The organism is Lentibacillus salinarum, from assembly GCF_042679865.1.
In the GTDB taxonomy this organism is placed as follows: domain Bacteria; phylum Bacillota; class Bacilli; order Bacillales; family Amphibacillaceae; genus Lentibacillus; species Lentibacillus salinarum.
In genome coordinates this window covers 52,587-67,596 of sequence record NZ_JBHTNH010000005.1, presented here as the reverse complement: position 1 = coordinate 67,596, position 15,010 = coordinate 52,587, and the positions used below count along the sequence as shown (strand labels likewise).

At 43.6% G+C, this 15,010-nt stretch carries 18 protein-coding genes; 9 read left to right on the top strand and 9 right to left on the bottom strand.

Annotated features, from left to right (window positions below; all coding sequences use genetic code 11):
- Window positions 1-202 precede the first annotated feature (202 nt).
- Window positions 203-1,462: a Ger(x)C family spore germination protein gene (locus tag ACFQ4A_RS05025; protein ID WP_382398221.1), complete on the bottom strand. Its 1,260-nt coding sequence runs from the start codon at window positions 1,460-1,462 to the stop codon at window positions 203-205.
- On the bottom strand, window positions 1,449-3,023 hold the full coding sequence (locus tag ACFQ4A_RS05020; RefSeq protein ID WP_382398219.1) for a spore germination protein: 1,575 nt from the start codon (window positions 3,021-3,023) through the stop codon (window positions 1,449-1,451). The genes ACFQ4A_RS05025 and ACFQ4A_RS05020 overlap by 14 nt, the downstream gene beginning before the upstream one ends.
- Before the next feature lie 599 nt (window positions 3,024-3,622).
- Between ACFQ4A_RS05020 and ACFQ4A_RS05015 the strand changes: the two genes are divergently transcribed.
- Entirely contained in the window at window positions 3,623-4,018 is a 396-nt protein-coding gene (locus tag ACFQ4A_RS05015) for a VOC family protein (protein ID WP_382398217.1), read from the top strand.
- A gap of 241 nt (window positions 4,019-4,259) precedes the next feature.
- On the opposite strand, the gene ACFQ4A_RS05010 is transcribed toward ACFQ4A_RS05015, so the two are convergent.
- Window positions 4,260-4,511, bottom strand: a complete 252-nt coding sequence (locus tag ACFQ4A_RS05010) for a hypothetical protein (protein WP_382398215.1) — start codon at window positions 4,509-4,511, stop codon at window positions 4,260-4,262.
- Window positions 4,512-4,770: 259 nt separating this feature from the next.
- On the opposite strand from ACFQ4A_RS05010, the gene yppF reads away from it, so the two are divergent.
- Window positions 4,771-4,956, top strand: a complete 186-nt coding sequence (gene yppF, locus ACFQ4A_RS05005) for a YppF family protein (RefSeq protein WP_382398213.1) — start codon at window positions 4,771-4,773, stop codon at window positions 4,954-4,956.
- A 108-nt stretch (window positions 4,957-5,064) separates the two neighbouring features.
- Here the strand turns inward: yppF and ACFQ4A_RS05000 are convergent, their stop codons facing one another.
- Window positions 5,065-6,561 carry an alpha-amylase family glycosyl hydrolase gene (locus ACFQ4A_RS05000; RefSeq protein ID WP_382398211.1) on the bottom strand — a complete coding sequence of 499 codons (1,497 nt, stop codon included), beginning with the start codon at window positions 6,559-6,561 and terminating at the stop codon, window positions 5,065-5,067.
- 325 nt (window positions 6,562-6,886) lie between these two features.
- On the bottom strand, window positions 6,887-7,252 hold the full coding sequence (locus ACFQ4A_RS04995) for a YisL family protein (RefSeq protein ID WP_382398209.1): 366 nt from the start codon (window positions 7,250-7,252) through the stop codon (window positions 6,887-6,889).
- 191 nt (window positions 7,253-7,443) lie between these two features.
- Here ACFQ4A_RS04995 and ACFQ4A_RS04990 point away from each other — a divergent pair, with 191 nt between their 5' ends.
- Entirely contained in the window at window positions 7,444-8,640 is a 1,197-nt protein-coding gene (locus ACFQ4A_RS04990) for an ornithine--oxo-acid transaminase (RefSeq protein WP_382398207.1), read from the top strand.
- A gap of 106 nt (window positions 8,641-8,746) precedes the next feature.
- Here the strand turns inward: ACFQ4A_RS04990 and ACFQ4A_RS04985 are convergent, their stop codons facing one another.
- The gene (locus tag ACFQ4A_RS04985; RefSeq protein WP_382398205.1) at window positions 8,747-9,919 is read right to left on the bottom strand and encodes a DUF418 domain-containing protein; all 1,173 of its coding nucleotides are present in this window, start codon (window positions 9,917-9,919) and stop codon (window positions 8,747-8,749) included.
- Window positions 9,920-10,043: 124 nt separating this feature from the next.
- Here ACFQ4A_RS04985 and ACFQ4A_RS04980 point away from each other — a divergent pair, with 124 nt between their 5' ends.
- Both ACFQ4A_RS04980 and ACFQ4A_RS04975 read left to right on the top strand, forming a co-directional pair.
- On the top strand, window positions 10,044-10,256 hold the full coding sequence (locus ACFQ4A_RS04980; RefSeq protein WP_382398203.1) for a spore germination protein: 213 nt from the start codon (window positions 10,044-10,046) through the stop codon (window positions 10,254-10,256).
- Between the two features lie 16 nt (window positions 10,257-10,272).
- Entirely contained in the window at window positions 10,273-10,476 is a 204-nt protein-coding gene (locus tag ACFQ4A_RS04975; RefSeq protein WP_382398201.1) for a spore germination protein GerPE, read from the top strand.
- A 255-nt stretch (window positions 10,477-10,731) separates the two neighbouring features.
- On the opposite strand, the gene ACFQ4A_RS04970 is transcribed toward ACFQ4A_RS04975, so the two are convergent.
- Complete coding sequence (locus tag ACFQ4A_RS04970; protein WP_382398199.1) at window positions 10,732-11,193, bottom strand: hypothetical protein; 462 nt, start codon at window positions 11,191-11,193, stop codon at window positions 10,732-10,734.
- 44 nt (window positions 11,194-11,237) lie between these two features.
- On the opposite strand from ACFQ4A_RS04970, the gene gerPC reads away from it, so the two are divergent.
- The 4 genes from gerPC (at window position 11,238) to ACFQ4A_RS04950 (ending at window position 13,181) form a co-directional block, all read left to right on the top strand.
- Window positions 11,238-11,810 (top strand): spore germination protein GerPC, encoded by a 573-nt coding sequence (gerPC, locus tag ACFQ4A_RS04965; RefSeq protein WP_382398197.1) that lies wholly within the window; start codon window positions 11,238-11,240, stop codon window positions 11,808-11,810.
- The gene (locus ACFQ4A_RS04960; protein WP_382398195.1) at window positions 11,791-11,964 is read left to right on the top strand and encodes a spore gernimation protein GerPD; all 174 of its coding nucleotides are present in this window, start codon (window positions 11,791-11,793) and stop codon (window positions 11,962-11,964) included. Before gerPC ends, ACFQ4A_RS04960 begins: the two co-directional genes overlap by 20 nt.
- A gap of 11 nt (window positions 11,965-11,975) precedes the next feature.
- Entirely contained in the window at window positions 11,976-12,347 is a 372-nt protein-coding gene (locus tag ACFQ4A_RS04955; protein WP_382398193.1) for a spore germination protein GerPE, read from the top strand.
- 615 nt (window positions 12,348-12,962) lie between these two features.
- Window positions 12,963-13,181 carry a spore germination protein gene (locus ACFQ4A_RS04950; protein ID WP_382398191.1) on the top strand — a complete coding sequence of 73 codons (219 nt, stop codon included), beginning with the start codon at window positions 12,963-12,965 and terminating at the stop codon, window positions 13,179-13,181.
- A gap of 549 nt (window positions 13,182-13,730) precedes the next feature.
- Here ACFQ4A_RS04950 and ACFQ4A_RS04945 read toward each other — a convergent pair.
- Both ACFQ4A_RS04945 and ACFQ4A_RS04940 read right to left on the bottom strand, forming a co-directional pair.
- Window positions 13,731-14,288, bottom strand: a complete 558-nt coding sequence (locus tag ACFQ4A_RS04945) for a hypothetical protein (protein ID WP_382398189.1) — start codon at window positions 14,286-14,288, stop codon at window positions 13,731-13,733.
- A 2-nt stretch (window positions 14,289-14,290) separates the two neighbouring features.
- A complete protein-coding gene (locus ACFQ4A_RS04940; protein WP_382398187.1) occupies window positions 14,291-14,917 on the bottom strand; it encodes an SCO family protein in 627 nt (208 codons plus the stop codon).
- Window positions 14,918-15,010: the final 93 nt, after the last annotated feature.

The window sequence follows — 15,010 nt, the reverse complement described above, 5'->3', positions numbered from 1 at the left end:
AGGTCAAGGACAAGCAGCTGGCGCTGTGGCTCAGAGCAATCTCTTAATGATGACGCTTTACCAAAAAAACGGCAGCTGAACTTTCTACAGGAAAAGGGTCATTTACACAAGATTATTGACACACCCAAGTAGATATGCATCCCTGTCGATACAGCAATTAAACTAAACAATAGTAAAACCATTAAAATCGTCATATTTTCCCTCACTTATCCGGTTTAGCAGGGTCTTTCATCTCTCCATACCGTGATATATTTGTTGAAACCGTCACATCGATCCCCATTTTTTTCAGCAGACCATTCCGCCATTGCGGCGCCATTTGCTTCCAATCACCAGGGTGCTTGCGGTAAAATGCCTGACCGAACCCGAAAATGTCCGTTTGCCATCGGTTTTTCACCTTGTCCAAAACATTGAATACATCCCTTCTGACCAGATCCTCAAGCTGTTGATTGAAACGTTCCATTTGCTGAGAATTTATGTTCACATCAAAACAGGTCAGTTGTCCGATATCACCCTCAATCTGAATATCTATCGCCATTTTGGGAGTGTTATCAGCTATCGAGGGGGATAATTTTGAATTGGAATTGGTTACGGTTACAGTGGCGTTTCCCTGATTCTTTCCACAATTTAACACAAATACTTGATTTTGAAGATCACCCTCCATCGCCATTAATCCGCGCGTTTCCTGTTCATTCAAAATACCTTTTAATTGGCCGCCCTTAAAAGCGGCTGCACCTTCCAGACTGATTGCTTTGGGCACATTTTGCCGCTGATTTTGTCGATTTCCCTTACTTTGTTTATGGGTTGTTTGTTCTTGATTATCCGCATCGATGCCATGCTCTTTGGCGGAATGCAGGACACCTGTATATGGATCGGCAGCCTCGCTTGAAAGTGCCTCCATAAATTGACTGACATCCTTAACCATACCGGTAGCCGCGTACCGGTTGGACGTTAATAAATCGTTCAGTTCCAGTCCCAGGGATATATTGAATTGGGGTATCGTTTTAACAATCTGTTTTGCAGCGCCACGTGTGACGAGTAACTGGATATTTGGTCTGAAATCATCTTCTCTTTTCAAAAAGTCCAGTGAGGCTAACATGCTTTCGCGTGCTGCCTGCTCACCAAATACGATGAGACTGGTATGACCAAAATAGATTCTTTCCGGTACGGAGCCTGATATTTTACCAAGTGCTTCCAAAATGCTGTCACCTGTTGTTGTTTCAGCCAGAATTTTATTCTGTCCTTTACCTTCCACAGCGGTATCCGGAAAAAGTGTCTGTGGTCTGGTTATAATGGCCGTTACCTCAACTTTTCCAGCGTCATTTTCATCAATTCCGATAACATCGATTGTGGCCAGGTCATTGATTTCATCAGCACTCCAGCAACCTGTAAGTGATAGCAGTCCAAGAAGCATTCCGATCAGGAAAGTGAGACGTATACATGTCAAAAACTTATTCTTTGTCATCTTGATCCACCTTATCTTCTTTTGGAGGATTAGCCATATTCCTTGCGCCTGACCGGTCGATGTTGTCAATTCCCAGTCCAGGCGTACGGGTATCCATAGCCCGCCATGGCGCCCGTATGAAAACATCCTTCCACCCTTCCTTTCTCGCAGGTGAAACAGGTGAGAAGTATGGAACGCCAAAGGATCGTATACTGACGAGGTGAGTTAAGGCAAACATCAGACCGACTAATATTCCCATAAACCCAAATAGTCCTGCTAGTAAGAGGAAAGGAATTGTACAAAAACGTATGACCTGGTGAAATTCATAATTCGGTAAAATAAACGAGGTCAACGCAGAAACAGACACAACAATTGCCATCATTGGACCGATAAGCCCCGCCTGTACCGCAGACTGGCCAATTAGCACCAGTCCTAAAATAGTTACGACGGCTCCCCCGAACTTCTTTGGCATTCGTAATCCGGCTTCGCGAAGTAATTCATATGTCAATAGCATAAAAACCCCTTCAACCACTACCGGATACGGTAAAGCTTCCCGAGAGGCGGCAATGCGCATTAAGAAAGGTGTCTGTAATAAGTCCTGATGAAACGCAGTAATTCCAACAAAAAAAGCCGGCAAAATTAAAGCAACAAATAGTCCTAAAAATCGTACCCAACGAATGGCACTTGCAATCAATGAACTGTCGTAATAATCTTCACTTGAATGAAGAAACTCAACAAACATAGCAGGTGCTGTTAAAGCAGTAGGCGTGCCATCCGTCAGAATAGCCACCTTCCCATCCAATAGCCCGCCACAGACACGATCCGGGCGCTCTGTACTAAATAACGTTGGAAACGGCGATCGAGGAGAATCCTTAATCATTGATTCAATATAATGACTATCCAACACCCCATCAATATCGATTCGGGATAAACGGCTGTGAACTTCTTCAACGATGGCCTCATCAGCAATTCCTTTCATAAAAACAACACTGATTTTTGTATTGGATTGTTTTCCAAGCGTAAAATATTCCACCTTTAAAGAAGGTGTCTGTATTTTTTGCCGGATTAACTGCAGGTTGGTATGAATGTTCTCAACAAACCCTTTATGTGGTCCACGGACAGTCTGCTCTGTATCTGATTCAGGCACTCTTTCATCGGATTTATGTGACTGAAATATCAATACATCGTCTAGTTCATCAACTAAAAGAATAATTTGACCTGCCAGGATATTTTTTATCACGAATGACAGGTCTTTTGATTCGTCGCCGCTCCGGAATGGAAAATAGCGATAAACCAGTGACGTAAAAGACGCTTGTGATCCGGTTTGTGTATATGATTCTGTAAAGGATGAAAGCCTTTTTTCAATGTCAAAAATTGATTGATGACTGACCAACTCAGCGAAATAAACCAGACATACGGATTTATCGGCGACCTGTGCCTCGTTAAAAACGATGTCGTCACAATCGTCAAATGTCTCTTTTAATACAGCAAGATTTGAATCAAGTGATGAAGATAGCGGCATAGAGGGAATGTCAGTCATTGCTTGCCCGATACCCGGGTTATGAGAGAGAGATTTATTCACCATCACACCTCCTATTAAGTAAGGCTGTTTTCAAGGTTGTGACACAAAATCCATAAACTGCAACGTAACTTTATCAGGAATTCCTCCAAAACTTCAGAATTTGAGTAAGTGCTGGTCCATCGCTGCGGAAAAACACTACGCGAGTTTGGATTTACTAACTGTTAATTATGGTTGTAATCGTAAATCGCATCGCTCAACTTAACTAGTCCGGGTGAGCGGAGGGCGGTGACTCCTGCGGGAACAGCACGTGTCCGAAGACCCCGGAAGAAGCGTTCTTTGCTTCTGGGGAGGCTGAGCCCGTGCCCGCGGAAAGCATCCGCCCGAAACGATCCCGGACGGCGGGAATGACACGTACTTATAGAAAACTACCAAGCAGCAGTTACGTCGCTGTTTATATCAACTGTGAGAATTAAAAGCATTAAAGTTTAGGAAAAGAACCTTGAGTAACTATTAGTATTTCATAATACAAGCTATTTATTCTGATAACCTGAAGTATATTGCAATCGAATACAGTTTTTGGTAATATTGAGCAGTAGAGAAGAAGTTATTAGAAGTCGTATGTGATAAACTTAAGGAAACATAGAAGGAGTCGATTTAGAATGGAAAAGGTTACACCATTCTTAATGTTTCAAGATGGCCAAGCAGAAGCTGCGATGAATTATTACACATCACTCATTGAGGATTCAGAAATTACAAGTATAAGTCGATATGGAGCGAATGAAGCTGGAGAGGAAGGAACAGTTATGCAGGCTACTTTCACCTTAAAAGGACAAGAATTCATGTGCATTGATAGTAATGTGAAACATCAGTTTTCCTTCACACCTTCTTTCTCAATTTTCGTTACTTGTAATACTGAAAAAGAACTTGACAATCTTTATCAAAAACTGAATGAAGATGGACAAGACCTTATGCCACTAGACGATTATGGTTTTAGTAAGAAGTTTGGCTGGCTAAATGATAAGTTCGGTGTTTCTTGGCAACTAAATCTTCCTTAATAAAATTATTAAGCATTAGCACGAGAAAGAAGTCTTCGTGCTATTATTATTGTTGTATAGCTTATTAAAATTATTGCAGAATTGACCTATACAACAATCAGGCCCATTGTAGTCTAATCAAATAAAGCAGCTCAGTGAATGTGAACTGAGCTGCTTTATTTTTAACAACAAAGACCGCCACAAAGGAATGTTTTTAATAAGTCTATTTCCGTTAATTTGTTATCAATGGTCTAAAACGGTGTTATTTCATAAAAAAATCATACTGATATTTTGATTTTTCTCTAAGGTAAGTGTGATCCTTAGGCCAATCCAAGATACCAAGCGTACGGGTTTCCCAATGTTCCACCATAATGTAAGCGGTTTCCAAAGCGTTATCAGTTTCCCGTTGTTTTAACAGATTCCCTAATATATTTGTCAGCTCTCTGGCCTCCTGTAATGCTGCTTCGTGGATGGAAGCATGACTATCGGCCTTTCTAAGCGCTGGACCTGCCATTTCATCATCCTCCTTTTTACCTAATATTACCTGCAAAGGTTTGGTCTATACTGGGAATACAGGATTTTAATGCCAGAGATTGTATTCAAAATGATCGTTGCTATATGAGGCGATAAAATGACATGGAAAAAATGGCTATTTTTTATGTTGAATCCCAGATCCTTTTATGGACCAGCTTTTTTAGCAAAGAAACTATCATGATTCTATTATCTCTAACATATATTTTAAAAAAACCGGAAAATAGCAAAGGAGTGTTCAGGTGAGCATTTTTGAATTGATTACGATTTTTGAAACGGAGCGAAACCGGCCTCCGGAATCCATTAATGCCTTGTTGGATTTTTATCAGCAAAAATACATCATTGGTGATATCGACATAAACAACTACCGGAAGATTTATCTCTATTTGCATCACCAGGGTGCCATCTCAGCTCATGAATACGCATAAGGACAACGCCGACTTGTCCACGGCTTCCCGGATACAACATGTTATAAGGTAGACTGACAGAAACCGGTGTATCAAATCTCCAAATAAAAAACAGCGGGGAGCTGCCAATTACGCATCAGCTTCCCGCTGTTTTTGCTTTCTGTTCAAATAAATGATCCCTGCCACAAATAGAACCACAACGGCCAGAATCGGGGTAATCATGGACCAGTTCAAACCGGCATCATCCTGAACGACATATACTTCAGTTGTCTCACGGGGAAGACCGATCTTGTATTGCCCGTTGTCGTCTGCCCTGACAAGATTATCACCAAGCAGTCCACTCAGTTGTTTGTCAGCTTCCGGACCATCAATTGACACAGCCTGTGATTCCACATCATTATTAATGGCAATATAAACGGACTCTCCTTCATACGATCGCTTAAACAAGCTCATCGCACCACTGGAGTCAATCAGTTCATAATCGCCATACTGTAATGCCGGAAATTCCGACCGAAGTGCGGCAATCCGGTTGATGAACTGCTCCAAATCTTCATCTGAACTATTCCACTTAACTAGCTGTTGATTTTCCGGGAATCCCGCACCACCCATGGGAATTTCCGATCCCTGATAAATCATCGGTGTGCCAGGAGCCGTATACAGATAAGTCAATGCCAATTTCCATGCTGTTAACGTGTTTCGTCCGTTTTCTAGGAATTTTTGTGTAAATCTCTCGGTATACGGGTTATCCAGATAAGTCAGCCCTTCCTGCCGGCCATCAGCTTCCCAGGCTTCATAAATGGGTGCTACAGGTGCCCCTTCATTGGCAAACACATCCGTCATGATAGATGTAAGATCAGAATTCTCCACCATTTGAATCGCTGTATCTTCTGTAAGCTGCCCATCATATGATTCGTCATCCAGAATATGGCCGAGCAAATACAAATCCGGGTTGTTGTCTTGAAGATGGGTGGTCAATTCCTCTAAAAAGGGTTTGTTGGCCTGATCAGCCGCATGAAATTGATACCCGTCTATGCCAGCTTCCTCAATCCAATAATCAGCCACATCGGTTAAAAATTGCTGAACGTCAGGATTGGACTGATCCAGCGCAACCGTTTTGTCAAGCCACGGGAAAGACGCTTGGCCACTGTTTTCTTCTAGCCATTCGCGCTTGTCCGGATCCTCGGTCATGGGATGGGTCTCTGCAGCATAGTTCGTGACCAATTCCATCACAACCTTCATATCCCGGTCATGCGCCTCTTTAACCAGTTCCTGCAAATCGTCCATCGTGCCGAATTGCTCATCCACCTGATAAAAATCTTCAATCCAATAGCCATGATAACCGTCCGGTGCATTGGCCATAATCGGGGATAATACAAGCGTGGTATATCCGTTTCCCTGCAAATGGTCAAGCTTTTCGGTTATCCCCTGTAAATCGCCCCCATGATATGCGAACGGGTCGTCAAGGTTCGCATGATCGTTTTGCGATGTGTCACCGTTATTGAAACGATCAACCAGGATATAATAAACGATGTCCTCTTTTATAGCTTCCTGTCCTGCCGCGGAAACCGATTGAGCCAAACCGGGAAAAAACGACATGGCGAGTATGATGCATAATAGGCGTTTCATATAGTTACTCCTTCATGTATAAAGATTGTCCTTCCCTATTATTAACGATGGACGCCTGTAGTCAATGGAAACGATCAATTTGTCGGAAATCCTTCATATTTTTTGAGACAACACCTCTACTATTACAATCGAATGCGGAGAGCAAAAAGGGGCATGGATTTTTCAAAAAATGATGCCCCCTTTTTGCAAAATCATACGATATTAGATATGAAGCAAGGATTTTTCGAAATGGGCGGTTTTAATAACATTTAAAATGGCTGCCACAACTGTTCGTCACGAAAAAGGACTTTCCCCCGTAAAAGGAAAGCCCCAGACACGAAAACAGTTATGGCAAAAATCCGAAGCCTAATCGGCCGAAACCTAAAATCAGTGTCAAAAGTACAGCAATGACAAGCTGAATCCACCAGCTTTTTGTTGGCTCTTCCCTGCCGGATTTCAAGCTGATCATTTCCATCGCAAAAATGACCCAAATACCTGCCAGCCCTTTAAAGATCGCTTCACCCATTTGTGGACTGTTAAAATAAGCCACAAGTAAGTCACCACCGGAATATAAAATCAGTAAATAATCCAGTCGCAGGATCATTTGGACAATTTTGGCAGCCTTTGCTTTGCCTGATCTATTCAGTACGATAACAACCGCAAAAAGAATAAATGCCAAAACCCATGAGGTGACATGTAAGTGTGTATTCATAATTCCATCATTCCTCCTTGACCATCCATTATCTTTTATAATCGTAAGCTTGGCAAAATGTCAATCAGCACCTATCTTAACATGTCCTGGCAGGAAAATCATTTGAAAATTTGTTGAACAGTTGTCAAAGTAAAATAGAACAGAAACTGTTATACTGGTGATGAAGCGTATTTTTAATTGGGAGGGATAGCATGACAAAGTCAAGCCAAGAAATTATCGATCAGACACAAGAATATGGGGCCAAAAACTATCATCCGCTTCCTGTTGTTATAGCGAGAGCACAGGGTGTGTGGGTTGAAGACCCCGAGGGCAATCGATATATGGATATGCTCAGTTCATATTCCGCATTAAACCAGGGGCACCGTCACCCAAAAATTATCGATGCATTGAACCAGCAGGCCGATGCTGTCACGCTGACGTCACGAGCGTTTCACAATGACCAGCTTGGCCCATGGTATGAAAAAGTATGCAAGCTGACCAACAAAGAAATGACACTCCCGATGAATAGCGGCGCAGAAGCCGTTGAAACAGCTATCAAAGCCGCCCGGCGCTGGGCATATGATGTCAAAGGCGTGCAAGAGGGCAAAGCCGAAATCATCGTTGCTGAAGGCAATTTCCACGGCCGGACCATGACGGCTGTTTCTCTATCAACAGAAACAGAATACCAACGCGGCTATGATCCGCTGCTCCCGGGTATTAAAACGATACCTTACGGCGATATTGATGCATTAAAAGAAGCCATTAATGAAAACACAGCCGCCTTCCTGTTTGAGCCAATTCAAGGCGAAGCAGGCATCAACATACCACCTGAAGGGTTTTTGCAAGAGGCATACGATGTTTGCGCGGACAATAATGTGCTGTACATGGCTGACGAAATCCAGTCAGGGCTTGCCCGAACCGGAAAAATGTTTGCCTGCGATTGGGAAGATGTCACCCCAGATGTCCTGATTCTCGGTAAAGCACTGGGCGGCGGTGTCATGCCAATTTCCTGCGTCGTAGCTAACAAAGATATTCTCGGTGTCTTTAATCCAGGCTCCCACGGGTCAACCTTTGGGGGAAATCCGCTCGCCTGTGCCGTCTCTACAGCTGCACTGGAAGTCCTGGAAGAGGAAAATCTGGCCGATCGTTCACTGGAACTCGGCAACTATATGATGAATGAATTGAAAAAAATCAGCAATCCCAAAATTAAAGAAGTACGCGGCAAAGGCTTATTCATTGGTGTTGAAATGACCGAAGCAGCTCGCCCTTATTGTGAAGCACTAAAAGAAAAAGGCCTGCTTTGTAAAGAAACACATGAAAATGTCATCCGGTTTGCCCCGCCGCTGGTTATTAAAAAAGATGATCTTAACTGGGCCATTGACCGGATTACAGACGTATTGAAGGGTTAATCTGCTATCAGACTGCTCCTTCTAAGGGGCAGCCTCTTTTGATTATTGAGACAAACGTGACTTTATCTTTTAGCCGTCAAGCTGCCTTCCGAACATCACCATGACGTTACCCTTTTTCACGAAGCGGCTGCCTTTTCTTATACGTAAGACTGCGCCAAACCCATTCAAGTGGACCATAGCGGAATCGAACCAGCCACCATCTGCTCAAAACAATTTGCAGACTGTATACAATTATGACAATTCCCACGGTTGCAATCGGCCTAACTGAACCATACAGACCGAATCCAATACCGTAAAATAGCACAAAACAGATGACCGATTGTAGTATGTAATTACTCAACGACATGCGCCCGACATAGCTGAATAACTTCAGTACCTTTTGGCCAAGTTGGCTTTGTCCAATCAACGTAATAGAAAATAAGTAAAATAACGCCGAAGCAGTACCACCGAGATTATCCTGCGCGTACGAAAACCATTCTGGATTGCCGTATAAATAGGGCCCCGCTTTCAGTCCAATGAACAGGATCAAACTTATCACCCATCCTGTCAACAGCTTCCGTCTGTGTTCAGCCGGATGATGGAGCCAGCGCTTCCGGGCAAGGTACATCCCAAACAGAAATAAGGGCAGCAAGGTCGTTCCCATGAGCAAGTATGAAAACAGGCCATTGGAATACAACCAGTCATTCATATTCTGACCTAAAATCACAGACAGATCATGACTGGCATAACTCGCTTTTGCAGAAGAAATTCCCGTCATATTGGAATTGCCGAGAAAATCTCTTACATTGTATAACATGACAGTGTATAAACACACGCTAATACCGAGCATACACATTCCCCAAAGCAAAATCGTTTGATTACCACGGAACATAAAAGCCATTAGACATAAACCGACAATCCCATACGATAACAAAATATCACCATGCCAGATTAAAAAGGCATGAACCAGGCCAAATCCGATTAATATCATAAGTCTGCGGAATAAAAACGGGTTGACGGCGATATGTTTTTCCAACAGCCGTTCTTTTAAAATGTGCAAACCAAAACCAAAAAGAAGCGAAAACAGTGTGTAGAAACTCGCCTGAAAGAAAATATCAATAAATGCTTCTGTGAATTGATCAATTGCCGAGGGCCAGGCACCCATTTCCCCACCATATAAAAAATACGGAGCAGAGAACGCCCCGATATTAACGACGAAAATTCCTAAAATCGCAAATCCCCTGGCTGCGTCAATCCACATCATGCGTTCAGATTTTTGTAAAGGTGCAGCCGTATTCATGACCATCACAACCCTTCCGTCATGCCCGGTTCCTGATATACTATGCTATCCATACGACCATCCCTGTTTACGGGTTTCACAAATTCGTATTCATACATAAATTATAATGAAGGAGGACGTTACGATGCCAGCCAAAGTAGGCGCAGTTAAAGTGAATACACTTGATAATGCAAGCGTCTTCAATATCGGGGATGTCTATTCCATGTGCCCGGAAAGTGCTGCAAAAACCTATGCTGGCGGTGGGTCTTTTATAACCGGAGACGGAACTCGCCTTAGACTCGGGCAATCGATGACATACGTGTCGGATAAAGACAAAGCAGACCAAAATATAACTTAAAAACGGAGTGTGTCGTATGAATTTGATCGTTCATCAATCAATAGCCATTCATTCAATCAAAGTAGACGCGATATCAAACTCATCTGTTTTTCAAATAGGCAGTACCGGACGTATTCAGGCTCAATCGGACATTCATAATACAGGTGGGTTTACTGAACCCGCAGAACCCGCTGAACCTGTTGGTGAGCATGCGATCGTCCGGCTGCAGCAGCCCGAATAAAGTGAAACGTCAATCAGTGGGGGAGTAGGCCTAAAGGATACAGGTTATACAGGCGTTAGCAACTGACGTGGCGGTTTTAGTCTGCATTCTCTTATCCCCCCCAATGGTAAAACGGAACAAAGGCTAAATTCGCGGGTGTCCTCGAAAAAGGTAAGCACTTTTTTCTTACGAAGATGTATCGCTGCCGGAGCTTTCCTTGCACTATATAGGCGCCTCCCGTGGCCTGCATCGTCCAGTCCCGAACAGAATCGGGCATTAACTGACAGTTGAGCGGCACAGCTTTCGACTGGAGAACACTGACATCAACCGGAGCGGCACGGCTTTCGACCGGAGAACGCTGAACATCAACCGGAGCGGCACGGCTTTCGACCGGAGAACGCTGAACATCAACCGGAGCGGCACGGCTTTCAACCGGAGAACGCTGAACATCAACCGGGGCGGGACGGCTTTCAACCGGAGAACGCTGAACATCAACCGGAGCGGCACGGCTTTCGACCGGAGAACACTGAACATCAACCGGAGCGGCACGGCTTTCAACCGGAGAAAACTGAACACCAACGGGGCCCCCATGTGTCTTTCCTGGTTCCGCCTCGCAGGCTTAAAATGGGGAGTACAGCGCACAAGACGTGCCAGTCCGACAAAGTGACAGGACGTCCGACGGTATGTCGGCCTGCCAGTTATATGCGGGATAAAGTCACAATTGAAGCCGATATGCATACGTTATGTATAGGTCTTTGCCTAAAGTAAGGAGGCACACTTATATGAATGGCTGGAATCAGTATATTTACAACCTCTATCAGCGTATCGATGAACAGGAGCGAACCATCCGGTCACTGGACACGAGAATACAACAGCTTGAAAATCATACGGATCAGCAACACCACCAGGGCTTAGAAAAAATTGAATATCACTTTGATCAACTAAAAATCGAAAACCTTAATGGAACGCTGCACATCGGCTTAGCACCGGATGATTTGAAAAGCATAGACGATTTTTCAGTCCCGGAAACCGGCAATTCGGCGGTCAAACAACAATTATTGCCAGACTTAAACACCTATTTACGGGAAAACGGGGAACATCTCATCCGGGATCTTGCACATCAGCATCATGTTCCGATGGATCATATCGATCCGAATGCGCTGATAGAAGATATGGCAAAACAGCTGCCCGAACGAATTGCACATTATGAAGCTGAAGCCGGACAAAACAGACAGGATATGAACCAGGAACAGTTAACATGTCATATAGGTGAGCAAATCAAACGTGAGATATATCATTCATTAAATAAATACATGGAGGGGAATGATCCATCCAATGAATATGGAAGTCCATAATTGGGGACTGCATGTTGAGAATGTGGAAGTCACGACGGTCACAGCGTCATCTGTTTTTTTAATCGGTGATAATGATGCATTTGTCTTGTCATCTTTTTTTGATACCCCGCCTGAAGCCATCGCTTTAGGTTCGATTGTACCATTAACAGGATGAGGTGTTTAGCCATGCAAAAACGAACAGCCGCTGTTGATAAAATCAATCTTAATAGCTTAACATACAGTGCGATTTTCAATATAGGCGACACGACAGATGCTCGACCTCGTTCAAAAGGGATCGCTGTCCAAAAGGAGGGTGCATCCTTTCATGAGGATGACGGCATTTATTTTAAGGAATACGCACTGTTCAACCGGGAAGCAAACCGGCCAACAACCACAGCGACAGTGCAAAAACATAACTTTCATCACCGTGATTCCATTCAAGTGGATAACGTGAACATCATCGGTGTCAGTCAAACAGCCATATTCCAAGTTGGCAGTATTGATAAAGTAGATAGCGAAGCACGAATTAAGCATATCCGCCAATATTTAAATGCCTGATCCACATTAGAAAAACGCGGCATTCATCTTTTTTATTCGTATCTAGATGGAAGTATGAATTCACCCATTTAAAGTTAAGAAAAGTCTGTTTACTAAAAAACTGCGGCTCTTTTCATTATTTTAGAGAATAAAATCTCACTTAGCAATTGCCATAAACTGCGACGTAACTGCGGTAAGTTGATTTCCGCTCCGGGCAGTCGCTTTCCGTGGGCAACGCTTCAGCTTCCTCGGAAGCAAAAACCGCTTCCTGCTCAGATCTCAGCTGCCCGCTTTCCCGCAGGAGTCGACAGCCCTCCGCTTCAATCAACGCCGCAATAGCGAAGGAAATACACGGAGACTCCTGCGGGAAGTAGGAGATCGGTGAGACCCCACAGAGCATCAGCCCGAGGAGGCTCACCACTCCCCCGCGGAAAGCGGAGTGTATTTCCGTAGCGGTATTATAGCACTCAAATATGTTTTCATAGTAGGTCGCATTTTACATCAACTGCGAAAAACAACAACATATGTAAAAAGAGCCTTGTTATAAGGTCATCTCTAAAATTTATATTTTTGACGTTACAAAAACACGTGAGATTCATAACCTATTATAATCAATTATCCAAAGAAGGTGTTTTCATGCCATCAGTTGTTGGACCCATTAAGATAAATAGTGTGGATGGAGGCGTTATAAACTTTGGTGATTCATTCTATTTATCACCCAAAAGTACGTCAAAAACAAGTTCCGGTTCAGGTTCTTTTAATACCGGTGATTTCTTAAACACCAATAGTGGGGTAAATTCAACGAACCCGGTTGATCCTGATATAAATGACCAAAATCTCTCCGCCAATGCCTGAAAGGGGATGGGACATAATAAAACAGCCAATTCTAAAAACGAACAATGCACTACCTGAGCGGAGGAAATATACGTAGACTCCAGCGGGAGGAAAGGCATAGGTGAGACCCCGCAGTGCGCCAGCGATCTTTTCTGCGAGAAGCGTATGCCTCGCCGCAATAACTTGCAACACGACGAGCACGAGGAGACTCACCAGCCGCCCGCGGAAAGCGACGAGCGAAACATCCGCCGAGTAGGCTGCGAGTTGCGAGGAGTGCAGCTTCACCGAAAAACTTGCAACACGACGAGCACGAAGTATATTTCCGGAGCGGGTTATATGCACCAACCATAACTTCTAGTTAGTTCCGATTTTTCTTTAATATAACACTTTTGTCCCAACCTCTATTGTTCTGGCTCTTTAAACTGTTATTCAAAGCCTGCCCAGCCTGAATGTGCTTGGTGTTCACCGCGCTGCAAGTTGGTTCTCCCCCCTCTTAGGCTTACTCGGCGGATGTTTGCTCGTCGCTTTCTTATGAAAACAAGGATAGCTCCAATAGTGGGGTTATCCTTGCTATTCATAGTCAGATGGGTTCACGAAAAATAATTGGACTAAATAAATTAAAATGGCTGCAGCTACTGTAATAAATCCCCATCCAAGGGTTATTTGCTCTTTAACTAAATAGTTATTACATAATTGGACCGGTGATGCAATATATAATATCCCCGTCCCGGTATAAACAATCAGGAACATAAGTAATGTTCCGTTTTTCCAACGTGTCATCAATTTATGCCAGCTGTCCCTCAGTGGAACACCAGCCAAAAATGGCAAACCGATAAACTTAAAGATTTCCACAAACTGTATTGTCAACGCTTCATCCATTGTCCGGGGGATATTCCAAAAAAACATAATGATCATAAACAGCAAAATTCCCGGGATGCCATTTTCATTATATTTCGCAAAAAACAATGGGAATTTTTTTTGCAAAAAAGGTGCCATCAAAAATCCGGCCACAACAAGCAGTGGCATTTGCATATGCATATGGAAAATCATGATCGATTCCAACAGATTGGCAACGGGAGGGAGCATGAGAAACAAATAGAAAACAAGGCCAACGATTACCTGTGTCATTACTATCCCCCCACTTCCTGATCCAGAATCGTTTTGACACGCTCAGCAGCTGCATCCGGCTGTGTATAATCCATTACATCGATTAAATAACCGTCCGGGTCTACTAAATAAAATGCGGAATTGTGGGTGAAATTACCATAATCATCCGGAATGACAATGACACCAAATTCCTCCAGCAGGGAATCCAATTCAGCCTGGTCCGGGATCCGTGCCATCCGCCATGTTTCGCCGTCACTCTCAAAATAACCTCTATATTTTGTCAAGGTTTCCGGGTCATCCCGTTCCGGATCAAAACTGAGACTGAGAAATGTAATCGCCTCGCCTGTATATTTCTCGGGAAGCTGATTATAAACTTGCCGCATATTCATCTCCAGTTCAGGACAGACATCCTGACATGAGGTATACATAAACGTTATAAACAAATAATCTCCTTCAAAATCAGAAATCGGATAGACGCGTTCCTTACTGTCTTCCAAGGTCACTTCCGGAAACTGTGGTTGTTCCTCCAGCAAATCGTTTGTCCGCGCAGTTTCCGATGTAAAAGCAGTGAATCCATCTGTTGCCGTGAAAAATAACGTCATACCAAATAAGATGACAACGATTGTCGCTATTGTATTATGCCTGCTCATCACAATCACGTCCTAAGAAAAACTCGTTTCCGCCTCGTTTTTCCAGAGGTCAGAGGCCGGAAGTCAAACTTGAAAAAATCGGCGACATAGCCG

Coding starts and splice junctions, on each gene's coding strand:
- ACFQ4A_RS05025 (WP_382398221.1), bottom strand. CDS start 1,462: ATGACAAAGAATAAGTTTTTGACATGTATACGTCTCACTTTCCTGATC.
- ACFQ4A_RS05015 (WP_382398217.1), top strand. CDS start 3,623: ATGGAAAAGGTTACACCATTCTTAATGTTTCAAGATGGCCAAGCAGAA.
- ACFQ4A_RS05010 (WP_382398215.1), bottom strand. CDS start 4,511: ATGGCAGGTCCAGCGCTTAGAAAGGCCGATAGTCATGCTTCCATCCAC.
- ACFQ4A_RS05000 (WP_382398211.1), bottom strand. CDS start 6,561: ATGAAACGCCTATTATGCATCATACTCGCCATGTCGTTTTTTCCCGGT.
- ACFQ4A_RS04995 (WP_382398209.1), bottom strand. CDS start 7,252: ATGAATACACACTTACATGTCACCTCATGGGTTTTGGCATTTATTCTT.
- ACFQ4A_RS04990 (WP_382398207.1), top strand. CDS start 7,444: ATGACAAAGTCAAGCCAAGAAATTATCGATCAGACACAAGAATATGGG.
- ACFQ4A_RS04985 (WP_382398205.1), bottom strand. CDS start 9,919: ATGAATACGGCTGCACCTTTACAAAAATCTGAACGCATGATGTGGATT.
- ACFQ4A_RS04980 (WP_382398203.1), top strand. CDS start 10,044: ATGCCAGCCAAAGTAGGCGCAGTTAAAGTGAATACACTTGATAATGCA.
- ACFQ4A_RS04975 (WP_382398201.1), top strand. CDS start 10,273: ATGAATTTGATCGTTCATCAATCAATAGCCATTCATTCAATCAAAGTA.
- ACFQ4A_RS04970 (WP_382398199.1), bottom strand. CDS start 11,193: ATGCATATCGGCTTCAATTGTGACTTTATCCCGCATATAACTGGCAGG.
- gerPC (WP_382398197.1), top strand. CDS start 11,238: ATGAATGGCTGGAATCAGTATATTTACAACCTCTATCAGCGTATCGAT.
- ACFQ4A_RS04960 (WP_382398195.1), top strand. CDS start 11,791: ATGAATATGGAAGTCCATAATTGGGGACTGCATGTTGAGAATGTGGAA.
- ACFQ4A_RS04955 (WP_382398193.1), top strand. CDS start 11,976: ATGCAAAAACGAACAGCCGCTGTTGATAAAATCAATCTTAATAGCTTA.
- ACFQ4A_RS04950 (WP_382398191.1), top strand. CDS start 12,963: ATGCCATCAGTTGTTGGACCCATTAAGATAAATAGTGTGGATGGAGGC.
- ACFQ4A_RS04945 (WP_382398189.1), bottom strand. CDS start 14,288: ATGACACAGGTAATCGTTGGCCTTGTTTTCTATTTGTTTCTCATGCTC.
- ACFQ4A_RS04940 (WP_382398187.1), bottom strand. CDS start 14,917: ATGAGCAGGCATAATACAATAGCGACAATCGTTGTCATCTTATTTGGT.